Here is a 13,089-nt window from a genome sequence, read left to right on the forward strand (position 1 = left end):
CGGGTACAATGGCGCCTTCACATTCGCTGGCCGACAAGACCATGTGCGGACATCTCTATATCGTCACGGCGCCGTCAGGCGCCGGCAAGACGACGCTGGTGCGGCATTTGCTCGCGAACGATCCGGGGATCCGGGTGTCAGTTTCTCATACCACGCGGGCGCCGCGCGCGGGTGAGCGCGATGGTTTCGAATACCACTTCATCGGCGTCCAGGACTTTCTTGACAAGATTGCCAATAATGACTTCCTTGAGTGGGCGCAGGTGCATGGCAACTATTACGGCACATCGGCAAGCGGCATCGAAGTGGCCTTGCAGGCCGGGCAGGACGTGCTCCTGGAGATCGACTGGCAGGGTGCACAACAGGTTCGTCGCCAATTTCCGGCCGCCAGCGGCATCTTCATCGTGCCGCCGTCGATCGACGAACTCGGTCGCCGCCTGCGCGAACGCGCCACCGACAGTGACGAGACGATTGCCCGCCGCGTCGCTGCTGCCCGGGAAGAGATGCGCCACGTCGACGAATTCGACTATGTTATTATCAACGACGATCTGCAGCGAGCGCTGCACGACCTTTTGGCGGTGGTTCGCGCCACGCGTCTTCGCTGCCCCGCACAGCGTCAGCGCCATTCCATCCTGTTCGCGACAATGCTTTGATTCCATTGGGAGATTTCTGTATGGCACGAGTGACCGTAGACGACTGTTTGCACCGCATTTCAAATCGGTTTCAGATGACCCTGGCCGCCACCTACCGTGCTCGTCAGCTGGCTGCCGGAGCAACGCCGCTGGTCGATGGCGGCCGCGACAAGCCGACGGTGATCGCCCTGCGCGAGCTGGCCGCTGGCAAGGTCGGTCTGGAAGTCCTCAACCGCGGTCAAGCCTGACTCTCGCCGACTGGTTTTCCCGTGTTTGACGGTGGATCCAGTGGCCGCCACAGGCATTCCGACGATTCCGGCTGAGCTGGCCGTGGCTGACGAACCCGCGGACATCCTCTCTCCCGAGGACGATCCGGCATATCGCGTTTTTCTCGACAGCCTGAATTACCTGTCGCCGGAAGAAATCGACCTGGTTCGCAAGGCCTATCTGTTTGGCGAGGAAGCGCACCGCGGGCAGGTTCGCAAGTCGGGAGAACCGTACATCACCCATCCGCTGGCCGTGGCCGGGGCGATTGCCGACTGGAAAATCGATGTCGAGGGCGTGATTGCCGCGCTGTTGCACGACGTGATGGAGGATACCGCGGTCGGCAAGGCGGAGATCGTCGAACACTTCGGCAAGCCGGTCGCCGATCTGGTCGACGGCCTCTCGAAACTCGACAGGATCGAATTCCAGTCTCAGGAAGACGCCCAGGCGGAGAACTTCCGCAAGATGCTCATGGCCATGGCGCGCGACTTGCGCGTGGTGCTGATCAAACTGGCCGACCGTCACCACAACCTGCAGACGATGGCAGCGGTTCGCGCCGAGAAGCGCCGTCGCATTGCCAGAGAGACGCTGGAAATCTATGCCCCGATTGCCGGTCGCCTTGGTCTCAGTACGCTGTTCAACGAGTTGCAGGACCTTTCGTTCCAGCTGATCTATCCGATGCGCGCGCGCGTTCTCGGGCGGGCGCTGAAAGCGGCGCGTGGCAACCGGCGCGAGCTGCTGTCGCGAATTCTCGACGGCATCAAGGGCAAGCTCGGCGCGGCCAATATCGAGGCCGAAGTTTTCGGCCGCGAGAAGAGCCTCTATTCGATCTATCGCAAGATGCTCGACAAGCGCCTGTCGTTTTCCCAGGTGCTCGACGTCTATGGATTCCGCGTCGTCGTCAAGGACGTGCCGACCACCTATCTCGCCCTCGGTTCGCTGCATGCGCTGTACAAGCCGGTGCCGGGGAAGTTCAAGGACTACATCGCGATCCCCAAGCCGAACGGCTACCAGTCCCTGCACACCACCTTGATCGGTCCGCATGGGACCCCGTTTGAGGTGCAGATTCGTACCGCGGCAATGGACAAGGTGGCGCAGGAAGGAATCGCTTCGCACTGGTTGTACAAGGACAGCGAGTCCCTCGGCGAGGAGTTGCAGCAGAAAACGACCAAATGGTTTCACTCCTTGCTGGAATTGCAGAGCACCGCCGTTGATTCTTCGGAGTTTCTCGAACACGTCAAGGTCGACCTCTTCCCGCACGAGATTTACGTTTTCACGCCGAAGGGGAAGATCATCCCCTTGCCGCGGGGTGCGACGGCGGTCGACCTGGCCTACGCGGTGCACACCGACATCGGCAATCACAGCGCTCTTGCGCGCATCAATTTCAACCTGATGCCCTTGGCCACCGAGCTGACCAATGGCGATCGCGTCGATATCGTCACCTCCGCCGATGCCCATCCGAGTGCCGAGTGGCTGACGCACGTAAAGACCGGCCGGGCGCGCAGCAAGATCCGCCACTACCTGAAAACCGCGCACGTCGATGAATCGACGGCGCTCGGGGAAAAGATGCTTGGACAGGAGTTGCGGGCGCTTGGCATCAGTGCCGCCGAGGTGCCGGTAGCGCGCTGGAGGAGTGTCCTGCGCGATTCGGGAAACCGGCTGGTCAAGGAGGTCTACACCGACATTGGCCTCGGTTTCCGTCTGGCGGGTGTTGTCGCGCGCCGCCTGTTGAGCAAGGAGCATGCGGCGCTGCCGGCCGGCCAGGAAACGCCGGGCACTTCGCTGGTCATTCGTGGCAGCGAAGGCATGGCCGTGCAGTTTGCGCCGTGCTGCCAGCCGATTCCCGGTGACCCGGTCATCGGTTCGATCTGGAAGGGCAAGGGGCTGGTCATTCATACCCATGATTGTCCGGCGATCCGCAAGGCGCGCAGTGCCAAGCCGGCGAAGTGGATCGACGTCGACTGGGAGCCGGAAGCCGGGCAGCTGTTCAGCGTCCGCGTCCAGGTCGTCGTGCAGAATACCCTCGGCGCCCTGGGCAGGATTGCCACCGAGATATCGAGTTCCGGAACCAATATCCTGAACGTGCATATGGACGAGAAGGATTCCGGGCTGTACACGACCTTGCATTTCACCGTCCAGGTCGCCGATCGCACCTCGCTGGCGCGCCTGATGCGCAGCCTGCGCCGCATTCCGGAAGTGGTCCGTATCTCGCGGGAGCAAGGGCTCCCTGCGGCCTGAATCCGGAAGCAGCAGTCTTGAGCAGTCCTTCCCTTTCCCCGCTGGAGCCGCCTGCCATGCGCCCTGAGCTGGCAAGCTGCCTGCGCTTTTCCCGGTGGCGTTCCGGCCGGTCGGCCGAGCGTCGCGTCGGACTTCTCGCGCGGCGGTTCCCGGCTTGAAGGTTCTCGTCCTCGGCGCCGGTGTCGTGGGCGTCACCAGCGCCTGGTATCTGGCCAGGGCGGGGCATCAGGTGACGGTACTCGAGCGTCAGGATGCGGCCGGACTGGAAACCAGTTTTGCCAACGGCGGCCAGATTTCGGTCTCCCACGCCGAGCCCTGGGCGAACCCGCATGCGCCGCTGCGCGCGCTGGCCTGGATGCGCCGCGAGGACGCCCCGCTGCTCTTTCGCTTGCGTCGGGATGCGGCCTTGCTGGAGTGGAGTCTGCGCTTCCTGCGCGAGTGCACCGCACGGCGCACGCAGGCCAATATCCGCGACATCGTCACCCTGGCCCTGTACAGCCGCCGCCAGCTGCAGGCCCTGCGCGCCGAAACCGCGCTCGACTACGACCATCTCGAACGTGGCATTCTGCATATCTACACCGATCACCGCGACTTCAGGCTCGCCTGCGAGGCGGCGGCCGTGATGCGCAGCTTTGGTTGTGAGCGGCGCACGGTGAGCATCGACGAGTGCCTGGCCATCGAGCCGGCGCTGGCCGCCGCCAGGCAGCGCCTGGTCGGCGGCGACTACACCCGCGACGACGAATCCGGCGACGCACATCGTTTCACGCAACAGCTCGCCACCCGTTGCGCGGCGCAGGGGGTCGTCTTTCGCTACGGCGCCAGAATAGAGCAGCTGCTTGCCGACGCCGGGCGCGTTGCCGGCGTACGGCTTGCCGGCGAGGTGCTCCAGGCCGACGCCTACGTCGCGGCGCTGGGCAGCTACACCCCGCTCCTGCTGCGTCCCCTTGGCCTGCGTCTGCCCGTTTATCCGGCAAAGGGTTACTCGGCGACCGTGGCGCTCGCCGCGGATAGCGTTGCGCCCAGCGTCAGCCTCACCGACGATGGCCACAAGATCGTCTTTTCACGCCTCGGTCAACGCCTGCGTATCGCCGGTACCGCCGAGTTCAATGGCTACAACACCGAGCTCAACGGCGTGCGCTGCGCGGCCCTGATGCGCCGGGCCGGCGAACTCTTCCCCGACTTGCGACCGGCCGGCGAAGTCGAATTCTGGTGTGGCCTGCGCCCGGCGACGCCGTCCAACGTGCCGCTGATCGGACGCTCGCCAATCGCCAATCTGTATCTCAACACCGGCCACGGCACGCTCGGCTGGACGATGGCTTGCGGCTCGGGCGCCGCGCTGGCCGATATCGTCAGTGGCCGCAAGCCCGAGCCGGCTTTTCGCTTCCTTTGATCCGCCCGTCGCCCACCCATGCTGGTTGATACCCACTGCCATCTCGCCGCAGCCGAATTCGCCGACGATCGCGATGACGTCGCGGCCGCGGCTCGCGCCGCCGGCGTTTCGGCGATCGTCGTCCCGGCGGTCGATGTCGCCAGCTTCAGCGCCGTGCACGCCTGTTGCGCACGATACCCCGGCTGTGTCGCCGCCTACGGCATTCATCCGCTCTACGTTCAACAGGCCAGCGCAACCGACCTCCTGCGCCTGAAGGAGTGGTTGCCGCGCGTGGCGGCCGGAGCGGCGCCGCCGGTCGCCGTCGGCGAGATCGGCCTCGACCTGTTTGTCGCCGATCCGGCGATCGACAGGCAGGAGTACTTTTTCGCCGAACAGCTCAAGATTGCCCGCGAAAACGATCTGCCCGTGCTCCTGCACGTTCGCCGTTCGGTCGACCGGGTGCTCAGGCAACTGCGCCGGATCAGGGTCAGGGGCGGCATCGCGCATGCCTTCAACGGCAGCCGCCAGCAGGCCGACGAGTTCATCAAGCTGGGCTTCAAGCTCGGTTTTGGCGGCGCCATGACCTACCCCGGCTCGACGCGTATCCGTGGCCTGGCCGCGTCGCTGCCGCTGGCGGCCATCGTCCTCGAAACCGACGCGCCGGACATGCCGCCGGAGTGGCTGGCGGGGGCACGGAATACGCCCGTCGAACTGCCACGGATCGCCGATTTGCTCGCCGCCCTGCGCGGCATCGATCGCGACCAACTGGCCGCCGCGACGTCTGCCAACGCCGGCGCCGTACTGCCTCGGTTGCGTTTGGCGGAGCGATCGGGTACGTTACCGCCTGACGGCTTGGGGCTTCCGATTTTTCCCAAAGAGTGAGCAGCGGGCCAATGAATACTGAATGAGCAGGACAGCAGACCGGTTTTTTTGTCTGGCCAGCGCAGCGAATGTGCGCAAACCTCGGTCAGGCTTGCCGGTCTTGAATCAGGCCTTGCAAAAAACAACCATTGGCTTCCTCACATAATGAAAAATCAACTGGATCGACCGGCGGCTACGTGCGTGGCTGTCAAAGAAGGCCTCCCTGATATTCCGCACTACCTGCAAGCGCATTACTGGTGGGCCTACGTCCATCCGCGGGCGGTACATGTCTTCGAGCGGCAGTGGCTGGTAAATCTGATTCTCTGGGGCAACTACAAGCGCCTGTGCAATGCCGTTCTGCACGACTACGGCCACGACCTTCCCGGCCGCACACTGCAGATCGCCTGTGCCTACGGTGACCTGACGCCGCGCCTGGTCGACTGTGTCGCGCCGGGCGGATCGCTGGAGATCGCCGACATCCTGCCCATCCAGCTCGAGAATCTGGCCAAGAAACTGCCCAGGGATGCGCCCGTCCAGCTGCATTGCATGGATTCTGCCGCGCTTGGTTTCGCCGACGCGAGTTTCGACCGCGCCCTGCTTTTCTTCTTGCTCCATGAGCAGCCGCAGGCGGTGCGCGAAAAAACGCTCGCCGAGGCGCTGCGCGTTATTCGTCCGGGTGGCACGCTGACCATCGTCGACTACGCGCCGCTGAGCCGAGTTAACCCCCTGCGCTATCTCTGGAAACCGGTTCTCGACCGGCTGGAGCCGTTTGCCCATGACTTGTTTAGCGAGGAAGTCTCCGCCTGGTTGCCGAAGGACGGTCGTTTTCGTACCGTCGGCGATCAGCGCTTCTTCGGTGGTATGTATCAGATGTTGACGCTCGCGGTTGCCGACCGGCAAAAAGGCTCGGCAAACTGACGCGTGGATTATCAACCGGCCCTGGGCGAGGAGTTTTCTCCCCCTGGGCTCCTCGGATGTTGGTCGCGCCTGGCGACGCCGGGCGTGAGAAAGGATGAAGCATGGAGAGTTACAAGGCAGATGTCGTGATTGTCGGCGGCGGCGGGGCTGGCCTGCGGGCCGCGATCGCCGTGGCGGAGTCTGATCCCGCCCTGAAGATCGCGCTGGTCTCGAAGGTCTATCCGATGCGTAGCCATACCGTTGCTGCCGAAGGCGGCTCGGCAGGCGTGAAATTGCCCACCGATAGCCTCGAGTACCATTTCAACGACACCGTTGGCGGGGGCGACTGGTTGTGCGAGCAGGATGTGGTCGAATACTTCGTCGCTCATTGCAACGAAGAATTGACCCAACTCGAGCACTGGGGTTGCCCCTGGAGTCGCACCCCGGACGGACACGTCAATGTGCGTGCCTTTGGCGGCATGAAGATCGAACGCACCTGGTTCGCCGCCGACAAGACCGGTTTCCACATGTTGCACACGCTCTTTCAGACATCGATCAAGTATCCGTCGATCAAACGCTTCGACGAGCATTTCTGCGTCGATCTGGTGGTCGAGGACGGTCGTGTGCAGGGGGTGGTCACGATCGAGATCGGCTCGGGCGAGATGGCGCTGGTAGAAGGCAGGTCGGTGGTCATCGCCACCGGCGGCGCCGGCCGCGTGTTCCGCGAGAACACCAACGGCGGCATCGTGACCGGCGACGGGATGGCCCTGGCCTACCGCCACGGCGTACCGCTGCGGGACATGGAATTCGTCCAGTATCACCCGACCTGCATGCCGGGTACCGGCCTGCTCTTCACCGAAGCCTGCCGCGGCGAAGGCGGATTCCTGGTCAACAAGGATGGCTATCGCTACCTGCAGGACTACGGCCTCGGCCCGGCCGAGCCGTCACCGCGCAACAAGGCCATGGAACTCGGGCCGCGCGATCGCCTCAGCCAGGCCTTCTGGTACGAGCAGCAAAAGGGGCGCACCATCGAAGGCCAGCACGGCTCGGTCGTCCATCTCGACCTGCGCCACCTCGGCGAGGCCAAGCTGCGCGAACGGCTGCCGCAGATCTACGAGTTGGCCGAGCAGTTTCTCGGCGTCGATCCGGCGCGCACGCCGATTCCGGTGCGACCGGCGGTGCACTACACCATGGGCGGGATCATGGTCGACGGGCTCTGTGCGTCGCCGCTGCCTGGCCTCTACGCGGCGGGCGAGTGCTCCAGCGTCGGCATCCATGGCGCCAACCGCCTGGGCTCGAATTCGCTGTCCGAGCTGTGCGTTTTCGGCAAGGTCGCCGGCGAGGAAGCCGCGCGTTTCGCCAAGGCGGCGGCGGCGGGCAATTCGGCCAGTCTGCTCAAGCAGGCGCAGGCCGTCGAACAACGCCTGCTCGGGCTGAAGACGAAAACCGGCGGCAGCGAACGCATCGCCACCCTGCGCAAGGAAATGGCGCAGACCATGGAGGACGGCTGCGGCATCTATCGCCTGGCCGAGACCATGCAGGCGACCTGCGACAAACTCGACGAACTCAAGGAGCGCTTCAAGGACGTCAATGTCGAGGACAAGTCGAGCGTCTGGAATACCGAGTGGCTGCTGGCCATCGAACTCGAGTACCAGCTCGACGTGGCGCAGAGCATGGCCTATTCGGCCCTCAATCGCCGCGAGTCGCGCGGTGCGCATCAACGCCTTGACGGTTTCGAGAAGCGCGACGACGAGAACTTCCTCAAGCATTCGCAGGCGCATTACGTCGCCGGCGGCGCGCCGCGCATCGACTACGGCGCGGTCAAGATCACCAAGTCGCAGCCGGGAACGCGTGCCTACGGCGCCGCGGGCGAAAAGGCAGAGCAGGAAAGGAAGGCATCCAATGTCTGAAAATCAGAGAATCATCGAAATCGAGGTGCTGCGCTACAACCCGGAGACCGACAAGGAGCCGTCCAAGCAGGTCTTCGACGTGCCCTTCACCGACGACATGTCGGTATTGCAGGGCGTGCAGTACATCAAGGACTATCTCGACGGCTCATTGAGCTTCCGCTGGTCGTGCCGGATGGCGATTTGCGGCAGCTGCGGGATGATGATCAACGGCGAACCCAGCCTCTCCTGCGAGACCTTCCTGCGCGACTACTACCCGGCGCGGGTACGTGTCGAGGCGCTGGCGCATTTCCCGATCGAGAAGGATCTGGTCATCAACATGGAGGGCTTCATCGAGAAACTCGAAAGCATCCAGCCGTACATCATCCCCAAGGAAGCGCGCACGCTGGCGCAGGGCGAGTACCTGCAGACGCCCGCGCAACTGGCGAGCTACGAGCAGTTCAGCTCGTGCATCAACTGCATGCTGTGCTACGCCGCCTGCCCGCAGTTCGGGCTCAATTCGGACTTCATCGGACCGGCTGCAATGGCCCTGCTGCACCGCTACAACATCGATTCGCGCGATGCTGGCAAGGGCGAGCGGATGGAACTGGTCAACTCCGAAGAGGGGGTGTTCAACTGCACGGCGGTCGGTTACTGCTCCGAGGTCTGCCCGAAGCACGTCGACCCGGCCAACGCCGTCAACCAGAACAAGACCAATAGCGCAGCCGACTACTTCATGCGTTTCCTTACTCCGAAGGGGGGTGCCAAGTGAACAAGCGTCGTCCCTATGTTCGTCCGATGGCCGGATGGTGGCGGAAGAATCCGTTCTTCGTCGAGTACATGATCCACGAGGGAACCGCCCTCTTCGTCGCCGCCTATGCGCTGATCCTGCTCACCGGGCTGGTCTATCTCTCGCGCGGTGAAGCGGCCTGGAACGTCTGGCTCGAAGGCCTCAAGAATCCCTGGTACATCGCCTTCCACTGGCTGGCGCTGGCCGCGGTGGCCTACCACACCTACACCTGGTTCAAGATCATGCCGCGCACCATGCCGCCGGTCATCGTCGGCGGCAAGCGGCTTCCGGACATGGCCATTACCGGTGGAGGGCTGGCCGTTGCGACGACCGCCTGTCTTGCCCTGCTCGGTCTGGTATGGGGGATTGCACGATGAAAAAGACGCTGAAACGTTCCAACGCACCCATCTTCTGGGCGTTGTTCGGCGCTGGCGGCATGCTTTCGGCGCTGCTTGGCCCGATGCTGGTATTCATCACCGGCCTGGCCATCCCGCTCGGCATGCTCCTGCCGGTGGATACCATGAGCTACGCCAAGATGCTCGCCTTTGCCCAGAACATCGTCGGCAAGGGCTTCATCTTCGCCATCATTTCGCTCTTCCTGTGGCACGCCGCCCATCGCATCTTCCACAGTCTGCACGACATCGGAATTCACGCCGGCATCGTGGCCAAGCTGATCTGCTACGGTGGGGCCCTGGCGGCGACTCTGGTCACCGCCTATACGCTGCTGGCGATCGGCTTCTAGTCTGCAGGCGTTGGCGAGCGGGGTCGGGTGGGCCGTCAGGCCACCCGACCCCGCTGTCTTTGCGGGGAGGCGCAGCCGACGTGGCAATCCAGAGGTTTTGTTTTTCGCCTGGCCGATGTGGCGGACAGGTAGTCAGAGGATGGAGCTGGATTGCCGCGTCGGCTTCGCCTCCTCGCAATGACGGTGGGTGGGTGCGCGAGGTGCCGGATGAGGGGCCGGAGCGGTGCCGGAGGGGGGCCGGGTTGCCCGTTGCCCCAGCTCGGCCCGCAAGAGCTTTGCGAACGTCTGGTCAATAACGCAAGCCGCGCCTAGGCCATGCCGCTCAGGCGGGCCTTGCGCTCGCGTTCGATGCGCGTGATATAGCGCTGCACCATACTCGTCCGGGCGCCCGGCAGGGCGACGAATTCGCAGCCGACGCGAACGTAGCGGGCGCCGCCGCGTGTCGTCACGTCGAACTTGTTGCGCACGCACAGGTTGGCGACCAGCAGACCCTCGTCGGGAAGCGTCATCTTGCACTCGTTGAGCGCCATGCCGCTGGGCAGCAGGGCGGCCAGACTGGGCGTCGCCATCAGGCCGACACCGCCACCGCTGATATCCAGCAGCGACGCCTCGGCGACCAGCGTGCTGCCGTCGACGCGTTTGATCGTGGCGACGAACTTGACCGGCTTGGCGATCGGTGTCGACAGGCGAAAATACTCGCGTCGCTGCAGGCGCAGCACCTTGTCCGGCAGCGCTGCGCGAAAAGCCGGGCGGCCGTCGCTGAGTGTCTCGACCAGCTGGTTCAAGGTGAACTGCACCTTCACCTTGTCCACCAGCGCGCTGACGATCAGCTGCCTGGCCTGCAGCGCCTGGCGGTTGACCCCCTCGTCGCGGCCCCAGTCGAGGACCAGTTCATCGTTGCCCGTGTCGACTTCGAGCAGCGACGTCAACAGGAACTCGTGGCCGCGATCGAGATAGGCGCTGACCAGCGCCCGGCGCTGGATCAGCGAGCGCAGCACGGCGGCAATCTCCGCTTTCGAGTGCAACAGATACTCGCTGTATTCCTCGGCCTGTTCGATTTCGAAACCGCGGTTTTCCTCTTCCGGTTTCGCCTCAACGTCCGTGTTTTCCATCTGCCTTCCTGCAATCGCCTGGAGCGCGCAGTTTAATGCAAAAGCGGTGCCCGGGTAAGCGGGCGCACTGCCCCGGCGTGCAATCGAGCGTGCCGGGCAGGCGGTGGCTGACGCCTCCACCGTCGGAGAGGGCCATGGCTGCCCGGTCAGGGTTCGCCCGGAACTTCGGCAGGGCCGGCAAAGAGCGGTGGTGGCGCCGCCGCTGCGCCGTTTTCGAGTTGATAGAGCCAGGCCAGCAGTTCGGCGACGGCCAGGTACAGCTGCGGGGGAATGTGCTGGTCGAGGTCGACCTGCATCAGCAGCGAGACCAGTTCAGCCGACTCGTGCACATAGACGCCGTGTTCGTGGGCGCGGGCGATGATCTGTTCGGCGAGCAGGCCGCGCCCCTTGGCGACGACGCGTGGCGCAGCGTCGGTCTGGCTGTACGTCAGCGCGACGGCATTCTTCAGCGAGTCATCCGGCGCTCTGCTCATGCTCCCCGGCTTTCCGTGGGGCCGCGACGCCGAGCGACGCCAGCTCGAGTCCGGCCTTGTCCAGCTGAGTGCGCAGGCTGAGCGTCTCGCTGCTCAGGAGCTGGCGCGTTTCGGCGTTGCCGGCGATGACGCTGAGCGTGATCTGCTGTCCCTGGATGTGCAGGCGGGCATCGACGTCCCCCAGCCTGGGCAAGGAGAGGCGCAGCCGCGTCTGCCACTTTTCGCCACTCTCTTCGCCGCCGCCATCGCCTTGCCGGCCGTCGTGGCCGTTGTCGATTTCCCAGCGCAGCTGCTGCCCGGGCCAGACCTGCCCCTGCCAGGAAAAATTCTGCGTCGCGAAAGCTTCGAGCTGCTGCTGAACGATGGCCTGCAGCTGCGGCGCGACCGCTTGCGCAGCCGGGGCCGCCGGCGAGGCCTGAGCGGCCGCGCCGGCCTGGCTGCCCGCCGTGGCGCTGCGGTTTGCCGCCTCGCCAGCGCCGGTGGCCAGCCCCTGTTGAGCCGTCGCTCCCGGCTGCGCGGGTGTCGTTGCCGGCGGCAGCCTGCCTTGCGGTTCCTGCAGCAGTTGCGCCTTGCTGTAGCGGCCTTCGACCCATTCCGCCTGATGCGCTTCGTAGAACATGCCGCTCTGCACGATCGCCTGCTTGAGCAGCGGCAGGAGATCGGGTCCGCTGTTCGGCGGGCCGGCGGCAATCGCCTGATTGCCGTTCAGCGGCAGCGCTGCCGAGGCGCCGGCCTTGCCGTCACGCGCGCCGGCCAGCAGCGTGCCGATCAGTTGCCCGGTGCGACTGAGCTGGGTGGCCGTCGACTCGTTGCCCCCCTTGCCGGCCTCGCCGCCGCCGCGGGCAATCACCGCCAGGGTCAGCTTGCCGTTGCTTTCCGAAACTTCCAGTTCGATGGCGTCGCCGCTCTTGGCGGCGAAGGGCAGCGCCAGGGTGACGCTGCGCTGGTTGATCAGCGCGCGGTAGGTGCCGTTGGGCAGCAGCGCCTGGACTTCGGCCAGCAGGCGCTGGCCAGCCGCCAGTCCGGGCAGCTTGTCGGTGATTTCCTGCGCCGGCAGCGTCGGCCGCAGCGCGAGGTCGGCGCTCGGCTGGACGCGGGCGGTGACTTCGGGGACGATCATTCTGCGCCCGGCGGCGCGGTGCGGAGCAGGACGCGCAGCTCGTTCATTCGCGTCGCCAGCCGTGGCTGGATCAAGGCGTCGCAGCGCAGGCTGCTTTCGATCAGCGCCCGCGCGCGCTGTTGTTCGTCTGCCGGCAGTTCGGCGCTCAGTGCGTCGGAGAGGCGTTCGGCCAGCGCACGGCGATCGGCTTCGTGCCTGGCCAGCGCCGGCCAGTCCCTGCTTTCTGCGGCGCCAAGCATCGCCTCGGAGTAGGCCAGCAGCTGCTCCAGCGCGCTCAGCCCGGCACTCATGCCAGCGCGGCTTTCTGCGGCGTCGCGCTCGGCGAAATCTCGCGCCAGGCGCCGTGAATCTCCTCGAGCAGGGCGGCGACTTCCTCCAGCGCGGGCAGGTCGTTGTCGAGGTTGGCGTGCAGCAGGCGCAGGACCAGGTAGTCGTACAGCGCGTCGAGGCGCGCGGCGATCTCGCCGCCCTGTTCCAGGTCGAGGCTGACCTTGAGACCGTTGCCGATGATGTCGATGGCTTTGGAGATCGCTTCGCCCTTGGCTGCGGTGCGTTTGGCCTCCATCGCCGCACGGGCGTTGCCGATCGCCGCCTGCGCTCCCGAAAAGAGCAGCAGGATCAGCCGGTGCGGGTCGGCAACCTCGACGGCGGCGTCGACGCCGACCTTCTGATAGGCGGAAATCGCATGTCTTGCGTGGCCGAACATCC

At 65.0% G+C, this 13,089-nt stretch carries 15 protein-coding genes; 10 read left to right on the forward strand and 5 right to left on the reverse strand.

The features are described from left to right. The first annotated feature begins 41 nt into the window (after nucleotides 1-41). The 10 genes from gmk (at nucleotide 42) to frdD (ending at nucleotide 9,676) form a co-directional block, all read left to right on the forward strand. A complete protein-coding gene (gene gmk / locus QZ613_RS11145) occupies nucleotides 42-650 on the forward strand; it encodes a guanylate kinase (protein WP_043565191.1) in 609 nt (202 codons plus the stop codon). 20 nt (nucleotides 651-670) lie between these two features. Next, nucleotides 671-877, forward strand: coding sequence for a DNA-directed RNA polymerase subunit omega (gene rpoZ / locus QZ613_RS11150; protein WP_043565144.1), 207 nt, complete (start codon nucleotides 671-673; stop codon nucleotides 875-877). Between the two features lie 82 nt (nucleotides 878-959). Next, nucleotides 960-3,131, forward strand: a complete 2,172-nt coding sequence (locus tag QZ613_RS11155; protein ID WP_291900951.1) for a bifunctional (p)ppGpp synthetase/guanosine-3',5'-bis(diphosphate) 3'-pyrophosphohydrolase — start codon at nucleotides 960-962, stop codon at nucleotides 3,129-3,131. Nucleotides 3,132-3,285: 154 nt separating this feature from the next. After that, complete coding sequence (locus tag QZ613_RS11160) at nucleotides 3,286-4,521, forward strand: D-amino acid dehydrogenase (RefSeq protein WP_291862512.1); 1,236 nt, start codon at nucleotides 3,286-3,288, stop codon at nucleotides 4,519-4,521. Between the two features lie 18 nt (nucleotides 4,522-4,539). Beyond that, on the forward strand, nucleotides 4,540-5,382 hold the full coding sequence (locus QZ613_RS11165) for a TatD family hydrolase (protein ID WP_291862515.1): 843 nt from the start codon (nucleotides 4,540-4,542) through the stop codon (nucleotides 5,380-5,382). Between the two features lie 180 nt (nucleotides 5,383-5,562). Beyond that, nucleotides 5,563-6,279 carry a rhodoquinone biosynthesis methyltransferase RquA gene (gene rquA, locus QZ613_RS11170; RefSeq protein ID WP_291982447.1) on the forward strand — a complete coding sequence of 239 codons (717 nt, stop codon included), beginning with the start codon at nucleotides 5,563-5,565 and terminating at the stop codon, nucleotides 6,277-6,279. 101 nt (nucleotides 6,280-6,380) lie between these two features. Beyond that, nucleotides 6,381-8,168 (forward strand): fumarate reductase (quinol) flavoprotein subunit, encoded by a 1,788-nt coding sequence (gene frdA, locus QZ613_RS11175; RefSeq protein ID WP_291982449.1) that lies wholly within the window; start codon nucleotides 6,381-6,383, stop codon nucleotides 8,166-8,168. After that, nucleotides 8,161-8,916, forward strand: a complete 756-nt coding sequence (locus QZ613_RS11180) for a succinate dehydrogenase/fumarate reductase iron-sulfur subunit (protein ID WP_043565152.1) — start codon at nucleotides 8,161-8,163, stop codon at nucleotides 8,914-8,916. The genes frdA and QZ613_RS11180 overlap by 8 nt, the downstream gene beginning before the upstream one ends. Continuing rightward, nucleotides 8,913-9,311, forward strand: coding sequence for a fumarate reductase subunit C (locus QZ613_RS11185; RefSeq protein ID WP_291982451.1), 399 nt, complete (start codon nucleotides 8,913-8,915; stop codon nucleotides 9,309-9,311). Before QZ613_RS11180 ends, QZ613_RS11185 begins: the two co-directional genes overlap by 4 nt. Beyond that, a complete protein-coding gene (gene frdD / locus QZ613_RS11190; RefSeq protein ID WP_291862528.1) occupies nucleotides 9,308-9,676 on the forward strand; it encodes a fumarate reductase subunit FrdD in 369 nt (122 codons plus the stop codon). Before QZ613_RS11185 ends, frdD begins: the two co-directional genes overlap by 4 nt. 308 nt (nucleotides 9,677-9,984) lie before the next feature. On the opposite strand, the gene QZ613_RS11195 is transcribed toward frdD, so the two are convergent. From QZ613_RS11195 to fliS, 5 genes are all read right to left on the reverse strand, one after another. Then, a complete protein-coding gene (locus QZ613_RS11195; protein ID WP_043565156.1) occupies nucleotides 9,985-10,788 on the reverse strand; it encodes a flagellar brake protein in 804 nt (267 codons plus the stop codon). Between the two features lie 146 nt (nucleotides 10,789-10,934). Next, a complete protein-coding gene (locus QZ613_RS11200) occupies nucleotides 10,935-11,261 on the reverse strand; it encodes an EscU/YscU/HrcU family type III secretion system export apparatus switch protein (protein WP_043565158.1) in 327 nt (108 codons plus the stop codon). Further along, complete coding sequence (locus QZ613_RS11205) at nucleotides 11,242-12,381, reverse strand: flagellar hook-length control protein FliK (protein WP_291900962.1); 1,140 nt, start codon at nucleotides 12,379-12,381, stop codon at nucleotides 11,242-11,244. The genes QZ613_RS11200 and QZ613_RS11205 overlap by 20 nt, the downstream gene beginning before the upstream one ends. Further along, nucleotides 12,378-12,671 (reverse strand): flagellar protein FliT, encoded by a 294-nt coding sequence (locus QZ613_RS11210; RefSeq protein ID WP_291982453.1) that lies wholly within the window; start codon nucleotides 12,669-12,671, stop codon nucleotides 12,378-12,380. The genes QZ613_RS11205 and QZ613_RS11210 overlap by 4 nt, the downstream gene beginning before the upstream one ends. Then, the gene (fliS, locus tag QZ613_RS11215) at nucleotides 12,668-13,087 is read right to left on the reverse strand and encodes a flagellar export chaperone FliS (RefSeq protein WP_043570514.1); all 420 of its coding nucleotides are present in this window, start codon (nucleotides 13,085-13,087) and stop codon (nucleotides 12,668-12,670) included. Before fliS ends, QZ613_RS11210 begins: the two co-directional genes overlap by 4 nt. Between the last annotated feature and the right edge of the window lie 2 nt (nucleotides 13,088-13,089).

The organism is Candidatus Accumulibacter sp. ACC005 (assembly GCF_907163215.1).
Taxonomy (GTDB): domain Bacteria; phylum Pseudomonadota; class Gammaproteobacteria; order Burkholderiales; family Rhodocyclaceae; genus Accumulibacter; species Accumulibacter regalis.

What these genes read in the sequence shown, in the direction of transcription:
- QZ613_RS11180 (WP_043565152.1), top strand. Translation starts at nt 8,161, where the DNA reads ATGTCTGAAAATCAGAGAATCATCGAAATCGAGGTGCTGCGCTACAAC.
- QZ613_RS11205 (WP_291900962.1), bottom strand. Translation starts at nt 12,381, where the DNA reads ATGATCGTCCCCGAAGTCACCGCCCGCGTCCAGCCGAGCGCCGACCTC.
- fliS (WP_043570514.1), bottom strand. Translation starts at nt 13,087, where the DNA reads ATGTTCGGCCACGCAAGACATGCGATTTCCGCCTATCAGAAGGTCGGC.
- QZ613_RS11195 (WP_043565156.1), bottom strand. Translation starts at nt 10,788, where the DNA reads ATGGAAAACACGGACGTTGAGGCGAAACCGGAAGAGGAAAACCGCGGT.
- QZ613_RS11165 (WP_291862515.1), top strand. Translation starts at nt 4,540, where the DNA reads ATGCTGGTTGATACCCACTGCCATCTCGCCGCAGCCGAATTCGCCGAC.
- rpoZ (WP_043565144.1), top strand. Translation starts at nt 671, where the DNA reads ATGGCACGAGTGACCGTAGACGACTGTTTGCACCGCATTTCAAATCGG.
- frdD (WP_291862528.1), top strand. Translation starts at nt 9,308, where the DNA reads ATGAAAAAGACGCTGAAACGTTCCAACGCACCCATCTTCTGGGCGTTG.
- frdA (WP_291982449.1), top strand. Translation starts at nt 6,381, where the DNA reads ATGGAGAGTTACAAGGCAGATGTCGTGATTGTCGGCGGCGGCGGGGCT.
- gmk (WP_043565191.1), top strand. Translation starts at nt 42, where the DNA reads ATGTGCGGACATCTCTATATCGTCACGGCGCCGTCAGGCGCCGGCAAG.
- QZ613_RS11210 (WP_291982453.1), bottom strand. Translation starts at nt 12,671, where the DNA reads ATGAGTGCCGGGCTGAGCGCGCTGGAGCAGCTGCTGGCCTACTCCGAG.
- QZ613_RS11200 (WP_043565158.1), bottom strand. Translation starts at nt 11,261, where the DNA reads ATGAGCAGAGCGCCGGATGACTCGCTGAAGAATGCCGTCGCGCTGACG.